15 protein-coding genes are annotated in these 16127 nt (G+C 56.4%); 8 read left to right on the forward strand and 7 right to left on the reverse strand.

Features of this window, described 5'->3' with window-relative positions; translation table 11 throughout:
• Positions 1-4 precede the first annotated feature (4 nt).
• Genes R1A29_RS19845 through R1A29_RS19880 form a run of 8 tightly spaced genes read left to right on the forward strand, consistent with a single transcriptional unit; the run spans position 5 to position 7184 of the window.
• Positions 5-748: an ABC transporter ATP-binding protein gene (locus tag R1A29_RS19845; protein WP_085730537.1), complete on the forward strand. Its 744-nt coding sequence runs from the start codon at positions 5-7 to the stop codon at positions 746-748.
• A gap of 5 nt (positions 749-753) precedes the next feature.
• Complete coding sequence (locus R1A29_RS19850) at positions 754-2079, forward strand: FkbM family methyltransferase (RefSeq protein ID WP_438299335.1); 1326 nt, start codon at positions 754-756, stop codon at positions 2077-2079.
• Positions 2076-2705, forward strand: a complete 630-nt coding sequence (locus R1A29_RS19855) for an acetyltransferase (protein ID WP_438299336.1) — start codon at positions 2076-2078, stop codon at positions 2703-2705. Before R1A29_RS19850 ends, R1A29_RS19855 begins: the two co-directional genes overlap by 4 nt.
• A 10-nt stretch (positions 2706-2715) precedes the next feature.
• The gene (locus tag R1A29_RS19860) at positions 2716-3819 is read left to right on the forward strand and encodes a DegT/DnrJ/EryC1/StrS family aminotransferase (RefSeq protein WP_438299337.1); all 1104 of its coding nucleotides are present in this window, start codon (positions 2716-2718) and stop codon (positions 3817-3819) included.
• Positions 3819-4856: a glycosyltransferase family 4 protein gene (locus tag R1A29_RS19865; RefSeq protein ID WP_438299338.1), complete on the forward strand. Its 1038-nt coding sequence runs from the start codon at positions 3819-3821 to the stop codon at positions 4854-4856. Before R1A29_RS19860 ends, R1A29_RS19865 begins: the two co-directional genes overlap by 1 nt.
• Positions 4853-5065 carry a hypothetical protein gene (locus R1A29_RS19870; RefSeq protein ID WP_438299339.1) on the forward strand — a complete coding sequence of 71 codons (213 nt, stop codon included), beginning with the start codon at positions 4853-4855 and terminating at the stop codon, positions 5063-5065. The genes R1A29_RS19865 and R1A29_RS19870 overlap by 4 nt, the downstream gene beginning before the upstream one ends.
• Positions 4981-5889: a glycosyltransferase family 4 protein gene (locus tag R1A29_RS19875; RefSeq protein ID WP_438299340.1), complete on the forward strand. Its 909-nt coding sequence runs from the start codon at positions 4981-4983 to the stop codon at positions 5887-5889. Before R1A29_RS19870 ends, R1A29_RS19875 begins: the two co-directional genes overlap by 85 nt.
• The gene (locus tag R1A29_RS19880) at positions 5886-7184 is read left to right on the forward strand and encodes a glycosyltransferase (protein WP_438299341.1); all 1299 of its coding nucleotides are present in this window, start codon (positions 5886-5888) and stop codon (positions 7182-7184) included. Before R1A29_RS19875 ends, R1A29_RS19880 begins: the two co-directional genes overlap by 4 nt.
• Before the next feature lie 63 nt (positions 7185-7247).
• On the opposite strand, the gene R1A29_RS19885 is transcribed toward R1A29_RS19880, so the two are convergent.
• The 7 genes from R1A29_RS19885 to rfbB all read right to left on the reverse strand — a co-directional run bounded on the left by R1A29_RS19885 (position 7248) and on the right by rfbB (position 16080).
• The gene (locus R1A29_RS19885) at positions 7248-8633 is read right to left on the reverse strand and encodes a glycosyltransferase family 4 protein (protein ID WP_438299342.1); all 1386 of its coding nucleotides are present in this window, start codon (positions 8631-8633) and stop codon (positions 7248-7250) included.
• A complete protein-coding gene (locus R1A29_RS19890; protein ID WP_438299343.1) occupies positions 8630-9853 on the reverse strand; it encodes a hypothetical protein in 1224 nt (407 codons plus the stop codon). The genes R1A29_RS19885 and R1A29_RS19890 overlap by 4 nt, the downstream gene beginning before the upstream one ends.
• A gap of 102 nt (positions 9854-9955) precedes the next feature.
• Positions 9956-11320: a phosphomannomutase gene (locus tag R1A29_RS19895; RefSeq protein WP_438299344.1), complete on the reverse strand. Its 1365-nt coding sequence runs from the start codon at positions 11318-11320 to the stop codon at positions 9956-9958.
• A 145-nt stretch (positions 11321-11465) separates the two neighbouring features.
• Positions 11466-12908 (reverse strand): mannose-1-phosphate guanylyltransferase/mannose-6-phosphate isomerase, encoded by a 1443-nt coding sequence (locus R1A29_RS19900; protein WP_438299345.1) that lies wholly within the window; start codon positions 12906-12908, stop codon positions 11466-11468.
• A 318-nt stretch (positions 12909-13226) separates the two neighbouring features.
• The gene (gene rfbA, locus R1A29_RS19905; RefSeq protein WP_438299346.1) at positions 13227-14117 is read right to left on the reverse strand and encodes a glucose-1-phosphate thymidylyltransferase RfbA; all 891 of its coding nucleotides are present in this window, start codon (positions 14115-14117) and stop codon (positions 13227-13229) included.
• Positions 14114-15007 (reverse strand): dTDP-4-dehydrorhamnose reductase, encoded by an 894-nt coding sequence (gene rfbD, locus R1A29_RS19910; RefSeq protein ID WP_438299347.1) that lies wholly within the window; start codon positions 15005-15007, stop codon positions 14114-14116. The genes rfbA and rfbD overlap by 4 nt, the downstream gene beginning before the upstream one ends.
• On the reverse strand, positions 15007-16080 hold the full coding sequence (gene rfbB / locus R1A29_RS19915) for a dTDP-glucose 4,6-dehydratase (RefSeq protein ID WP_438299348.1): 1074 nt from the start codon (positions 16078-16080) through the stop codon (positions 15007-15009). Before rfbB ends, rfbD begins: the two co-directional genes overlap by 1 nt.
• Positions 16081-16127 lie beyond the last annotated feature (47 nt).

Below are 16127 nucleotides of genomic sequence, written 5' to 3' on the forward strand. Positions count from 1 at the left end.
CCTAATGTCGCTGATCGAATTCAAAAATGTTTGTGTGGATTTTCCGATCTACAACGCTAACGGCCGTTCCCTGAAGAAACGCCTGATTCAGGTTGCCACCGGTGGACAATTGGGCGCGGACCAACAGGGTCGCGTCATCGTCAGAGCGCTCGAAGACCTGACCTTCACCTTGCGTGACGGTGACCGGGTCGGGCTGCTGGGCCATAACGGCGCTGGCAAGAGTACGCTGCTGCGCCTGCTCAGCAGTGTCTATGAGCCATCATCGGGCACCGCTCGAATCGATGGAGAGATCGGTTCCCTGATCGACATTTCCCTGGGAACGGATCCCGAGGCTACCGGGCGGGAGAACATCTACCTGCGCGGTGGCATTCTGGGCATGACCAAGGCACAGATCACCGAAAAGCTCGACGAGATCATTGAGTTTTCCGAGCTGGGTGACTTTGTCGACATGCCGATCCGTACCTATTCCTCGGGCATGCACCTGCGCCTGGCCTTCGCCGTCTCGACCACGATCAAACCGGAAATCCTGTTGATGGACGAATGGCTATCGGTGGGTGACGAAGGCTTCAAGCACAAGGCCGAGATCCGCATGAACGAGCTGGTGAAGTCGACCAACATTCTGGTGATTGCCAGCCACTCCCGTGAACTGGTCATGCACACCTGTAATCGTGTGCTGTGGCTGGAGCACGGCAAGATAAAAATGGATGGAGACCCGACAACGGTCACCACAGCCTACTTTGGAGCTTGAAGCTAATGAACAGCATTAAGCGCAATGGTGTGGAAATCGAAGCGGCCTTTTCGATTGCGTCGAAGCGCTTGCGCGCGCGCGCAGCTTCCCATCCTGTCATCAGCGCGCCGACCGATGTCGAGATTGATGTCTCCAGCGCTGCCAGTGATATCCCTCATGCAACCTCACCTGCCATGAGCCAGATTCTGCGCCATCACATCAAGCAGACACTTCGGCGGATCGCCCAGAGCGCTTTCCGCGCCACCCGGCCTTTCACGCGTCCGGCGCTCTTCCGCCTGCGCAACTATTTGAATGCCACGATCCGCCAGGACATGCTGCAAGAGTTCGCCACCCTCCAGCAGTCATTTGCGACCCTGCAGGAACAACAGCGCGAACAAACCCAGCAAGTCATGCTGGAGCTTCAACGACTGACCAACGCGACGAATGTCCAGGCTTCCCTGTCGCGTGAGCTTTTCGCCAGCCAGCTCCCGGTGGAAAAAGCCGGCCCGCAACTCGATCGAATCGAGCAATATGCATTGCTCGATGTCAACCGCATCGCCATCAACTCCGGACCAGATGAAACACTGGTCAAAACTGCAGTCGGCTACATGCTCTGCGGCGCCCGGGATCACGCTCTGCTGGCCAACCTGATGGAAGCAGGAGAGCTTGAGCCTGGAACACGGATTCTGATCGAACGCATCATCAAGCCCGGTGATGTCTATATCGATGTCGGCGCCAATATCGGAATGCACTCGATAGCCGCCGCACGAGCCATGTCGGGACAAGGCAGGATCTTCGCTTTCGAGCCATTCGAACCGACCCGCAAACTGCTGGAGAGAAACCTGTGGCTCAACGGTTTTTCATCCATCAGTGAAATCTCCCACTACGCACTTTCCGACACGGCAGGCAGCCACAAACTGCATCTTGGTGCTACCAGCGGCCACCACTCACTCTATGCACTGGAAACCCCAACGTTTGCGCCGACAACATCCGTGGATATTTCGACCATTACCCTGGACGAGTTTCTGCCGGCAGATCTGACTGCAAAATTGCTGAAAATCGACGCGGAAGGCGCCGAAATCGACGTCATGAAAGGTGCACGACGCCTGCTCGCTGCCAACCCACAAATGCTGCTTATCGTTGAACTGGGTCGCTCCCACCTGAAGCGAAATACGATAAGTCTCGAAAACTGGCTCAATCATTTCACGGCTACCGGGCTTGTGTTCAGCGTTATCAATGAGCGTACCGGCGCCCTTGAAAACTGGTCGACCGAACAACTGTTGCGCACTGACTCGGTCAATCTGCTGTTTCACCGCCCGGAGTGGACTCACGCCGAAAGGACTGACACATGAAGTCTGAAATCATCGTTGTAGGGGCCGGCGGACATGCAAAAGTCTGCATCGAGCTCTTGCACGCCCAGGGCGAGAAAGTGGCCTGGTGCGTCGGCAATCCGGACAGTCCGGACACCTGTCTGGGCATCCCGGTACTGAAAAGCGATGACCACCTGTCGGCGCTGTACAAGGATGGGTACGAGAGAGCATTCATTGCCATCGGGTCAAACAACGTCCGGAACAAACTGGCGAAAAAAACCACTGAGACGGGCTTCAAACTGGTGAACGCCATCAGCCCCGCAGCCGTGGTTTCCCCTTCGGCCAGACTGGGGACCGGTATCGCTGTGATGGCAGGAGCGGTGATCAATGCCGAGGCGGTCATATCCGACCTTTGCATCATCAACACCGGCGCAACCATCGATCACGATTGCGTGATCGGGCTAGCGGCTCACATTGCCCCCCAGTGCGCCCTGGCCGGCAATGTGCACGTAGGCAACTTGAGTTTCGTCGGTGTCGGCAGCAAAGTCATTCCGGAAATTCACATCGGTGAGTCCGTCATGGTCGGTGCCGGCAGCGTCGTCATTTCGAATATCGATTCAGCAGTCACGGTTGTGGGTGTGCCTGCCAAAGCTTTGAACAAATTTTGAAGGAAGAGACATGAAACGTATTTCCGTTGCACAACCAAAACTCGCTGGAAACGAACGCAATTACGTGCTCGATTGCCTGGATACAAACTGGATCTCGTCCAACGGCAAGTACATCACCGCCTTCGAAGAAAGCTTCGCCGCGTTCTGTGGCGTCAAGCATGCGATCGCCACCAACAACGGCACCACCGCTCTGCACCTGGCCCTGGTCGTACTTGACCTGCAACCTGGCGATGAAGTGATCATCCCTACCGTGACCTACATCGCAACGGCCAACGCCGTACGCTATTGCGGCGCGACTCCGGTACTGGTGGATGTGTGCGCAGATACCATGAACATCGATCCGCAAACGATCGAAAGCAAGATCACTGCCAAGACCAAAGGCATCATCCCGGTGCACCTCTATGGTCATCCGGCACAGATGGACGTCGTCAACGAAATCGCCCGCAAGCACAATCTGTGGGTCGTCGAGGACGCCGCCGAGGCTCACGGTGCCGAAGTCAAGGGCAGCAAGGTGGGCAGCCTGGGCACTTGCGCGACCTTCAGCTTTTTCGGCAACAAGATCATTACCACCGGCGAAGGCGGCATGATCACCACCAATGACGACGAACTCGCCGCCAAGCTGCGCCTGTTCCGTGGTCAAGGCATGGATCCGAATCGTCGCTACTGGTTCCCGGTAGTCGGTTACAACTACCGTATGACCAACATCCAGGCGGCCATTGGTCTGGCCCAGATGGAGAACATCGATACTGCACTTGCCGATCGCGAACGCCTGGCCGGCTGGTACAACGAAGCGCTGGCAGACCTCAAGGACAAGATCGTCCTGCCGACCGAGGCGTCGTGGGCCAAGCAGGTCTTCTGGATGTACAACATCTTCCTGGCGGACGGTGATGAGCACAAACGTGACGCAGTCATGCAGAAACTGGATGCAATGGGCATCGAAACCCGTCCGGTCTTCTACCCGATGCACGTCCTGCCGCCTTACAAGGAAGACAACACCTACCCGGTAGCAGACCTGTGGTCCGGCCGCGGCATCAACCTGCCGACGCATCAGGATCTGACCCGCGAAGACATCATCAGAATTGCGGCGAGCCTGCGCGAGGTCCTCGCGGCCTGATGAAAATCGCCCTTTGCTCCTCGTTCATGCCCTTCATCAGGGGCGGTGGAAGAAATATCGTCGACTGGCTGGCCTCGACACTGACCGAAGCCGGACACCAGGTGGAAGTCGTTTACCTGCCGGAACTCGACTCGCCTCCGGATATCCTGTTTCAGCAGATGATGGCGCTGCGCTGGGTCGATCTTCAGGCGGCAGACCGGATAATTTGCTTCCGGCCGCAGGCCCATCTGATACCGCATCCACACAAGATTCTCTGGTTCATTCACCACATCCGTACCTTCTACGACCTGTGGGACTCGCCTTATCGTGATTTCCCGGACACCGCGCACAACCGCGCCATCCGCGAATCCCTGATTGACGTGGACACCCGGGCAATGGGTGAAGCAAAGACAGTTTTCACCAACTCGAAGGTTGTCTCCGAGCGTCTCAAGACCTTCAACGGCGTAGAGAGTGAAGTGCTGTACCCGCCGGTGTTCGAACCGGAGCGTTTTTTCAGTGCCGGATACAACGACGAGATCGTATGCATCTGCCGCCTGGAACACTACAAGCGCCAGCACTTGCTTATCGAAGCCCTCAGCTACACCAAGGAACCGGTTCGTTTGCGGATCATGGGTACTGGCGCGAGCCCGGACTATGGCATTGCGCTTCAACAGAAGGCCCAGGCATGCAATGTCGCTGATCGTGTGATTGTCGAAGACCGCTGGATCACGGAAGAGGAAAAAGTGGAGCACTTATCTCAGTGCTTGGCCGCCGCTTACCTGCCGATCGACGAAGATTCCTACGGGTATCCGAGCCTGGAGGCCAGCCACGCACAAAAAGCTGTCCTGACCACTTCCGATTCCGGTGGCGTGCTTGAACTGATTCAGGACGGTTACAACGGCTACATCGCAGAACCGACTCCCGAATCACTGGCTCGCGCCATGGACAAACTGTACCGGGATAAAAACGTGACAGAAGCAATGGGCAAGAACGCCAGACAGCGATTGGTCGACTTGAAAATTTCATGGTCGCAGGTGCTGGAGCGTCTTTTGGCATGAAAGTATTAATCGTAAACAACATGGCGCCATTCATTTGGGGCGGTGCCGAAGAGCTGGCTGTCAACCTGCAGAAGAATCTGATCATTGCCGGCCATGATGCGGAAATCCTGCGAATCCCGTTTCAATGGGAACCTTCGACGCGCATTCCCTCGCAAATGCTGTTGGCGCGCACCCTGAAATCGCCAATACCGATCACGTCATTGCCTTGAAGTTTCCGGCGTATCTGGTTCGGCATCACCGCAAATCGCTGTGGCTGCTTCACCAATACCGGCAAGCCTATGACTTGTATGATGCCGGTCAGACCAATCTGCCACCAGGCCAGCAAGGCGCGGACATTCGCAAGGCAATTGCGCATGCGGATAATGAAAGTTTCGCCGAGAGCCGACACATCTACACCAACTCCGAAGTCACCCGACAGCGACTGCTCAAATACAACGGGTTTGACTCCAAGGTACTACTTCCTCCGGTCAACGATCCGGAAGTGTTCACCGGTGGCGAGTCTGATGACTACATCTTTGCCGGCGGCCGGGTAAACGGCATGAAACGCCAATTCCTGCTTCTACAGGCACTGGCCAAGGCGGATCGACGAGTCAAGATGATCATCGCCGGGCCACCCGAGTCTCCTGCCGATACACAACAGCTGCACGCCATCATTGAACAGTTTGGCCTGCAGGATCGTGTAAAGCTCGATCTGCGCTTCCTGCCCCGGGCTACCTATGTGGACTATGTCAATCGTGCACTTGCCGTCGCCTATATTCCGTTTGATGAGGACTCGCTCGGCTACGTGAGCATGGAAGCGGCAACAGCTCGCAAAGCGCTGATTACAACTACCGACAGTGGCGGGATCCTCGGCTTGGTGCAACCTGGCGAAACCGGCTGGAGAGCGGAACCGACTGCCGAAAGTCTGGCCGAGGCGATGAGCGCTGCATATGAAAGCAAGGCTCGAACCCGACAGTACGGAGAAGGCGCTCAGGCATTGTGGAACAGCCTGGGCATTAATTGGCCAGAAACTGTCGAGGCGCTCCTGAAATGAAATTTGTCATGTTCACACCCGCGGTCAAAACCTCGGCTATCGGCCGAATGACCCGACTTGTCGTGCGCCAACTCCTGTCCAGCCAACATGAAGTTGTCGTGGTTCGTACCGAAAGCCAGCACGTCTCAGCCACCGAGCTTCATGATTTCGGCTGCACAGTGCTGCCCTGGGAGGACGATTCGCAAATCACTCGAGAAATCGAGAGCGCCGACTGCTGCGTCTATCAGATTGGCAACAGCTACGAATTTCATGAAGGTGCAATTGCCTGGCTTGCAAAAGCTCCGGGTATCGTTTGCCTGCATGACTTCTTCCTCGGACACCTGTTTTTCGGCTGGTCGCAAAACAGGCGCGAAGAAGCCAATCGAATATTGACCCAGTGGTACGGAACAAAGATTGCCGATGAATACTTCCAGATTCATGACGGCTCGGTGTTCATCAGCAAGACGAGAGATGAAGCGCCGCTCACAGAGTGGATCAGCTCGATGGCGACCTGTGTGATTACGCACAGCAACTGGGGTTGCGATCGTGTGCTGGCGGCTTGCCCGGGACCGGTTTTCGTTACACCACTGGCCTATGATGCGCCAGGAGCCAGCGATTCGGAGCTGCCAGCCACCAGCAACAAACTGAATATCCTGACCATTGGTCACGTCAACCTTAACAAGCGCGTTGAAAGCTGCATCCTGGCAATCGCCAGCTGCCCTTCCTTGCGAGCGAATGTTCGTTACCGCCTGGTTGGCGCGATTCTTCCAGAGACTGAAAAAAGGTTGTCTGAACTGGCAAATGACAATGGCGTGGAGCTGATCATTTCCAATGAAGTCGACGATGCAACGCTGTCCATGGCCATCCGGGAAGCGGATGTCATCAGTTGCCTGCGCTGGCCCAGCCTGGAAGCCGCTTCAGCCTCGGCCATCGAAGCCATGCTCTATGGCAAAGCCACCATCGTTACGGACACCGGCTTCTACAGCGAGCTCCCTGATGAATATGTGCTGAAGATATCGGTCGAGAACGAAGTCGAAGACTTGAAGAAAATTTTCCTGTCTCTTCGTAGCGACCAGACTTCAGCCAACGCGATCGGCAAGCAGGCGCAGAAATGGGCGCAGGCCACCTTTACTGCGCAAAACTATGCACGAAAGCTGGAACAGGCCGCACCTGCGGCACTCCGGGCCAATGTCCTCCTCTCGGCAGTCGAGCACTTTTCGTCCATCATCGAAAAGTGGTCAGCCAACCCGGAACTGTTGGGCACCCCGGACATGCTGCAACCATTGAGCGTGTTCAACACCAACACCATCGTGTGAATCCATTGCGGTGGATCAGCCCTGCTGTTCCACCGCAATGCACAGACATCGCTGTGCCCGCCCTTATTTCAAACTGTCGAAGATAAACTGCGCCGTGTCTTTCCAGGCCACCGGCTTGTAGTCACGCTTGATCGCCTCTTCCCTGGCAGCCAGCGCTGCCGGATCGAACGCATATTTCTGCAGCTCCGCCACCCATACCGAGACATCCCACGGCTCCAGATAATCCAGCAGTTCACCACCCACTTCCGGTATCGACGCGGCACTGGAAGCGAGGCAGTATTTGCCGGCAGCCAGACTCTCTGCAACCGGTAATCCCCAACCTTCATACAGCGACGGAAATGCCGTCATCATGCAATGACGATAGAGATGCATGAGGTCCGAATCCGAGACATTGTTCAGGATGCGGATGTAGTCCCTGGTTCTCGGATCAAGCTGGATATCCGCCAGCAAGTCACCAACACCCCAGCCCGGCATTCCGACAAACACCAGTTTCGGTAGATCCTGAACGCCACTATCAATCAGACGCGTATAGGCACGGTAAAGAACCTCGTGATTCTTGCGGCGCTCGATCGTTGAAACGAACAGTACAAAACGCTCTTTCAACAACGCTTTCACGTCAGCACTGATGTCATCGCTCAGTTCATGCGAGAGCTGGCACCCCAGCTTGACCACCGCCGTTTGCGGGACCGGTGCGCCCAACTCTTCGAGCAGTGCGATCAGGTCCTTGCGCGTGCATTCCGAGATACAAAGGATCTTGTCCGCACACCAGGAGACGTCCGTGAAATAGTTGGCAAACCTGGCCGCCACATCACCCACGCACAAATGGGGAAGCCTTACCGGGATCACGTCGTAGCAGAAGAGAATGACGCGTAGTCCGACCTTCTTCTTGAGCTCATAAAGATGCGGAAGATCCTTGTTGTCCCAGTCCAGCCCCACGGAAATGTAGCTGTCACCCTTCGAGAATGGATGACCGTCCGTCGTTGCCTTGACGGACGACGGCGTAAAGACGTAAGACCGGTTGGCTGGCTTAAGGATTCCTTTGATAGCCGACCGCATGTGCCGAAGAGCAATCACGGCCTCGACCATTGACACACGGCGCAACTGGAAGAACTGATAAATGCGCCCACTGAGTTTTGGCGGCAAGCGGTTGAGCACCTTTATCGCTTTCTCTTTCAGCCGAGCCTCGATCGAACTCTTGTTCGCGCTGCTCACAGCAACCTTGCCCGGCACAGCAGCGTGCGCACCGGAGATTCGCTTGAGCGTCGCGGCCACCTCTGCGGCGTCGACGGCGCTATAGCCCGTGGCACGGCTGTAGAAGCAAAACTTCACGCTCTCACCGGCAGCAATCAACTCGAGCGCATGAGCGGCCGCTTCCGCCTCGGTACGAATGATGCCTACCGCCGGCCGCCGCCAGCCAAGGATGGTCGTTACGTCAAACCAGGTAGTCATGCTTGCGCCTTCTTTTCAATGACTTGTGTTGCTGCATGCGGGATCGATTCCAGGCTCCGGGCCCAGGTCAATGACTCCCGGGACTCTCTGTCCGGACCGTTGCCATCGATCGTTGACGGCCCGGTCAGGCGCTTGCGGATCGCCGCGTGAAACTCGTTCGGCGTACGGGCAACACTGATTTCCGGCAGATCCAGATGCTGTTCGAAGCCGCGGAACGCAGACTCCGTTCCGACCACGTATTTGCCCGAATAAATGGCTTCCGCTGTCTTGATGTTCGAGCCGCCGCCATGGGGAATCGGTAACAGAAACGCATGAGCGAGGGTTTTCACCGCATCCAGGTCATCGTCAGGCAGCATGTACAAAAGTTGCAGGCGCGACAGGTTCAATTGCCCCCAGCGACTGTCCCGAAGCGTCGACTCCAGGTGCTCGCAAACACTGCCGACCACCACCAGCTTGCTGTCAGGCGGAATGCACGCCAGAGAACTCCCCAGACACTCATTGAAACCCTTGAAATTAGGTGGATGAGCACTGGCGACATAGAGAATCCAGGGGGATTCGGGCAGACGCGCCTTCCAGCTCTCGAGCACCTCGGTCTTGGCCGTCCAGGGTGCAATGCCGTTAGGGGCCAACAGCGGCATTTTTGCCCCCCAAGCCTTGAGGATGTCGTAATCCGCCTGCGTTACCGCCACGGCAATATCAGCCTCCAGCGCAGCCTTGCGCTCAAGGGCTTCGATATCGGCAATGACCGGCTCGGCACCCTTGATCCCGTAACTGTCGAGGATTTCCAGCTTCAGCGGCGCCTCGATGTTCTGGGACCCGTAAATCAGGCAGGCATTACTGTATTGCGGCAGTTGCTTGATCTTCAGGACCAGCGGCCACAGCCATGGCTGCTCGACATGAATGACGTCAATCACTGCAGGCAGCTTCTTGAGGATATCGGCAAACCCGCCCTGCTCCGAGGCGGCGAACTCCCCCGAAAGCAGATCGTTGATCAAAGGCACATAGGTGCCCTTGTATTTGCGAAAGCTGCTGCCGGCGGGAAAACTGATGTCATTGGAACCCAACGTCGACGGCGGGTAACCCTCAGGCTCATAAACGGCCAGATGAGTAACGCTCCAGCCTTTTTCCTCGAAGGTTTTCGCGATGTTGGCAACCCGGACCTGGCCGCCGTGGCGAGGGCTGACGATCGGATAGGTGCTTAGCAATAAAACCGTTTTCAAAATATGAACCTATAGAATTGATATTTCACAACCCGCGACCGCACCCCGATGTTTCGCTCACCGAAGCACGGGCGCCGTTGAATACCAAAGAGACCGAAGGTCTCATGCACCCTTGATCAGCGTTTCCAGCTCTTTCAGTCGAGCCCACATCAACGCTTGATCGCCCCTGGACTCAACGTTCAGCCGCAACAGTGGCTCTGTGTTGGAACCGCGCAGGTTGAAACGCCAGTCAGCAAAGGAAACGCTGATGCCATCCGTTCTGTCGAGGACCGGGCCCTGGGGCAAATAGTGCTCAAGAACCTTCTGCAACATCGCCGGCACATCGTCGACCCGATAGTTGATTTCGCCGGTGCATGGATAGGCCGCAATACGCTCGTCAACCAGTTGCGCCAGGGTCTTGCCGGTGGTGGACATCAGCGCTGTCACCAACAACCACGGAATCATCCCGCTGTCGCAGTAGGCAAAGTCGCGGAAATAGTGGTGGGCGCTCATTTCGCCGCCGTAGATCGCATCCTCAAGGCGCATGCGCTCCTTGATGAAGGCATGCCCGGTTTTGCACAGGACTGGTACGCCGCCGGCCTGCTCAACCTGATCGATAGTGTTCCAGGTCAGGCGCGGGTCGTGAATGATCTTGCTGCCCGGGTGCTGCTTGAGCAGCATTTCCGCCAGCAGGCCGACCAGATAGTAGCCCTCGATGAAGCGACCGGTTTCGTCGAAAAAGAAGCAGCGGTCAAAGTCGCCGTCCCAGGCCAGACCCACGTCACAGCCCTTGTCCAACAGCGCCTGGCGCGTCAGCTCGCGGTTTTCCGGCAGCAGTGGATTGGGCACGCCGTTGGGGAAGTTACCGTCCGGTTCGGCATTGATCAGCACCCACTCGAAGGGCAGTTTGTCGATCAGTTCCTGCAGTACCGGGCCGGCGGCGCCGTTGCCCGGATCGGCGAGGACCTTCAGCGGTTTCAGATCCGCAACGTCGATATACGTCAACAGATGGGCAATGTAGCGCCCCTTGTCCAGCTCGTGACGAACAGTACCAGGCTCGTCTGCCAGGGGCCCGAGATCGCCACTTTCCACGCGGTCTCGGATCGCATTCAGCCCTGTATCGCCACTGATCGGTCGCGACTGCGACTTGACCAGCTTCATGCCGTTGTACCCTTTGGGGTTGTGACTTGCGGTGATCATCACACCGCCATCGGCACCGAATGCGCTGGTGGCGAAGTAGACTTCTTCGGTGCCACACAAACCGATATCAATGACTTCTGCCCCGGCCTCGCGCAGACCGCGGGTCATTGCTTCGGCCAGCATCGGGCTTTCCAGCCGCATATCCCGCCCCAGTACGATGCTCTTGCCTTGCAGCTCGGTGACCATGGCGCGGCCAATCCGATAAGCCACATCTTCATTGAGGTCAGTGGGCACCTGGCCACGGATGTCATAAGCCTTGAAGCAGCGGGTTTTGATAGGGGTATGCATTCTGGTCTCTAGCCGGGAAACGGGGACGACACATTTCGAACGGGTCGTGCGTCATCGATAGGAATTAAAGTCGAGGGTGGACACATGCAAATAAGCCTGACCGGTTGAACAATCACCGGTCAGGCTTATGACTGCCAGCACGCTGTTACTTGTCAACGCGTCCGTAGATATCTTCAAAACGAACGATATCGTCCTCACCCAGATACTCGCCGCTCTGCACTTCGATGAGCACCAGGTCGATCATGCCCGGGTTCTCCAGCCGGTGTCGGTGACCTGCACGGATGAACGTCGACTCGTTGGTGTCGAGCATCAACTCCTGCTGATCATTGACCACCTTTGCCATGCCGCTGACGACAATCCAGTGTTCGCTGCGATGGTGATGCATCTGCAGGGACAGAGAGGCTTTCGGCTTGACGACAATGCGCTTGATCTTGAAGCGCTCGCCGTTTTCCAGGGTAGTGTAAGTGCCCCATGGACGATGCACCGTGCGATGCAGCAAATGCACGGTGTGGCTGCAGGCCTTGAGCTGGTTGACGATATGCTTGACGTCTTGAGCATGATCCTTGTGGGCGATCATCACCGCGTCGGGCGTGTCGATGACCAGCAGGTCTTCCACACCGACCAGGGCGGTCAGGCGTCCTTCACTATTCACGTAGTTGTTGCGTGAGCCATGGGACAGAACCTCACCTTCGAAACGGTTACCGTTTTCGTCAGCCGGGGTCAGTTCGCTCACGGCGTTCCAGGAACCGATGTCGCTCCAGCCAATATCGCAAGGAATGGTCGCAACTTTCGTCGAGCGCTCCATCAGGGCGTAGTCGATGGAAATATCCGGAACCTCGGCAAAACGCTCAGCCTCCAGCGCCAGGCAGCGATACTTGCTCGAGGATGTCAGGCGCGAGGCTTCGATGGTTTTGGCAACGGCATCGACGACATCAGGCGCGTGCTGGCGAAGCTCTTCCAGTACCGTGCCCACCCGGAAGCAGAACATCCCGGAATTCCAGAAATAGTTGCCGGCACTCACGTATCCCTGGGCTGTTTCCAGGTTGGGTTTCTCGACAAAACGCGCGACCTTCAAGCCACCCTCGAGTGGAGCATCCTTCTGCGCCTCGATGTAGCCGAAGCCGGTTTCCGGATAGGTCGGCTGAATACCGAACGTGACCAGCCAGCCCTTGCTGGCCAGCGCAACGGCCTTACCGACCGCCGCCGCAAAAGCTTTTTCGTCCTTGATTAGGTGATCGGCTGCGAGCACCAGCATGTGCGCGTCGGGACCATGGGTCGCCTCAAGTTGCAGCGCCGCCGCTGCTACGGCCGCTGCAGTATTGCGCCCGAAGGGCTCGAGGATGAAACCCTGAGCGTGCTTGGCCGTATTGACTACACCGTACTCGTCTTCAGTCTTGAACAGCAGTTCACGATTGGTGACCGTGAGGACCTCAACGACACCTTCCAGACGCGAAGCACGAAGGAACGTCTTCTGAATCAGATTCTGACCATCCGGCAGATCCATGAAAGGCTTGGGATGAGCCTCGCGAGAAACAGGCCACAGGCGGCTGCCTACGCCACCAGACAAAATTACGGGAATCAGTTCCATGCTCTAAATCCTTAATCCCCTTTCCTGCCGATTGTTATCAGGAAAGTGGGCTCAGTTATGTTACCAGTCGTTCCTGCACTGAGATCAGTGCAATTTTTTGCCCCCGCCGTTCGCTTGCAAGCAGCGGGTACACTGACACTTTCCACCCGAAGGTACCGGCCATCCCCTTCAAAAAGCACACAAGGGGCAGACAGGTTGAATCGACCTGCGAAACTTCAAATACACTGCCAGGTTATGTCGTCCATTCTAGCGCGACAGCCATGAATTAATAACTCGGCAATTAGCCTGCGAGCCTGCGTACCGACGGAAAGAACACATTCAATACGAAGGATGATCCAGCAGCTTTTGCAGGTACTGTCCGTAACCGGTTTTTATCAGGCGATCGGCCTGTACCGCGACCTGCTCAGCGCTGATCCAGCCATTGTTGTAGGCAATTTCTTCGAGACAGGCGACTTTCAACCCCTGGCGGTGCTCAATGGTATGCACGAAATGTCCCGCTTCGAGCAATGAATCATGCGTACCGGTATCCAGCCAGGCGAAGCCGCGGCCCAACATTTCGACATTGAGCGTCTTCTGCTCCAGATACGCACGGTTGATGTCGGTGATTTCCAGCTCGCCACGCTCCGAAGGCTTGATATTCTTTGCGATCTCCACGACCTGGTTGTCGTAGAAATACAAACCGGTAACTGCGTAATTGGACTTCGGCTTGAGAGGCTTCTCTTCAATGCTCAACGCACAGCCGTTTGCATCGAATTCCACCACCCCGAAACGCTCCGGATCGGAAACGTGGTAACCGAACACGGTAGCACCCGAGGCCTGGGCGCTGGCCGAACGCAGGTTCTCGGTAAAATACTGCCCGTAGAAAATGTTGTCGCCGAGGATCAGACAGCAAGGATCATCACCAATGAATTCTTCACCAATGATAAACGCCTGGGCCAGACCGTCCGGGCTTGGCTGCTCGGCATAACTCAGTTCGATACCGTACAGGCTGCCGTCACCCAGTAACTTGCGGAAATTCGGCAGATCCTCAGGCGTGGAGATGATCAGAATTTCACGCATGCCCGCCAGCATGAGCACCGACAGCGGATAGAAAATCATCGGCTTGTCATAGATCGGCAGCAATTGCTTGGATACACCAAGAGTGACCGGGTGCAGACGTGTGCCTGAACCACCGGCCAGAATGATGCCTTTACGGTTGGTCTTGATCATTTGTCGAGAATTTCCCTGAGCATTCGGGTTACACCACTTTGCCAATCCGGCAAGTGTAAAGAAAAGGCCCGGCACAGCTTGTGAGTATTCAAACGAGAATTCAAAGGTCGGCGTGCAGGGGTTGGGTAGGCACTGGTTTCAATCGCATTGATCGTTGTCACCGCGATCGCCTCACCATGGCTGCGGGCAAAGTCGATCACGAATGACGCATAACCATGCCATGAGACTTCACCGCCAGCCGCCAGGTGGTAAACCCCGGCAAGCTCTGGTGCCTGCAAGACACGTCGAATAGCCAGCGTCGTGACATCGGCAATCAGATCCGCCCCCGTAGGTGAGCCGATCTGGTCCGCGATCACGCTCAGCGTGTCGCGCTCCCTGGCCAGCCTCATCATGGTCTTGGCGAAGTTGCTGCCACGGGCGCCATAACACCAACTGGTACGGAAGATCAGGTGTTTGCAACCCGAGTCGATAATAACCTGCTCACCGACAGCCTTGCTGACCCCATAGCGATTCAGCGGGGCAACCGCGTCGGTTTCTGCCCAGGGTGTCGATCCCTCCCCATTGAATACGTAGTCGGTCGAATAATGAATCAACCACGCATCCAGCGCCGCTGCTTCTTCAGCCATGACCTGGCAAGCCTGCGCGTTCACACAATCCGCCAGTTCGGTCTCGACTTCTGCCTTGTCCACAGCCGTGTATGCCGCCGCATTGACGATAATATCCGGACGCACACGGCGAAGAGTGGCTCGCAGGCCGACAAGATCGGACAAATCACCACACAGACCGTCCTCGCCATGACGATCCAGCGAGATCAGCTCTCCCAACGGAGAAAGGGAGCGCTGCAGCTCCCACCCCACCTGACCGTTTTTTCCCAGCAAGAGAATTTTCATCACTGGCCTGAACGATCCGCGTAGTTCTGATCAATCCACTGCTGGTAGCTGCCATTTTTCACATGGGCGACCCAATCGGCATTGCTCAAGTACCACTCGACCGTTTTACGAATGCCGGTTTCGAAGGTTTCTTGCGGCGTCCAGCCAAGCTCGCGCTGGATCTTGCTGGCATCGATCGCGTAGCGCTGGTCATGGCCGGGCCGATCCTGAACGTAGGTGATCAGACTGGCATGCGGGCGATGTGCGGACTCAGGCCGCATCTCGTCAAGCAATGCACACAGCGTGTGCACCACTTCGATGTTTTGCTTTTCGTTATGACCACCGATGTTATAGGTCTCACCAACCTCACCTTCGGTTACAACTTTATAAAGTGCACGGGCATGATCTTCGACATAGAGCCAGTCACGTACCTGATTGCCTTTGCCGTACACCGGCAGCGGCTTGCCCTCCAATGCATTGAGAATGATCAGCGGGATCAGTTTTTCGGGAAAATGGCAGGGGCCGTAATTATTCGAGCAATTGGTCACCAGCGTCGGCAGTCCATAGGTTCTGGCCCACGCACGTACGAGATGATCGGAGCTGGCCTTGCTCGCCGAATAGGGGGAGCTCGGCTGATAAGGCGTTTCTTCGGTGAATAGGTCTTCCGGCCCTTCAAGATCGCCGTAAACTTCGTCCGTCGAAATGTGATGGAAGCGAAAAGCTGATTTGCGATCACCTTCCAGGCCCGTCCAGTAGTGTCGGGCAGCTTCTAGAAGGGTGTATGTGCCAATGATATTGGTCTGAATGAATTCGGAGGGACCGGAAATCGAGCGATCGACATGCGACTCTGCCGCCAGATGCATGATCGCATCCGGCTGATGCGCTTGCATGACACGTTCAATTTCTGCGCGATCACAGATGTCTACATGCTCGAAAATATAACGCGGGTCGTGACTGACTTGCGCCAGCGATTCAAGGTTACCGGCATACGTCAACTTGTCGACGTTCACTACGGAGTCGGATGTATTGGAAATGATGTGACGGATAACTGCCGAGCCAATAAACCCGGCACCGCCGGTTACTAGAATTTTCACGCGAAACCATACCCTTGAGGTGCTGACAGGGCCGCCAACCGAGCACT

The organism is Pseudomonas sp. NMS19W (assembly GCF_051554255.1).
Classification (GTDB): domain Bacteria; phylum Pseudomonadota; class Gammaproteobacteria; order Pseudomonadales; family Pseudomonadaceae; genus Aquipseudomonas; species Aquipseudomonas kribbensis.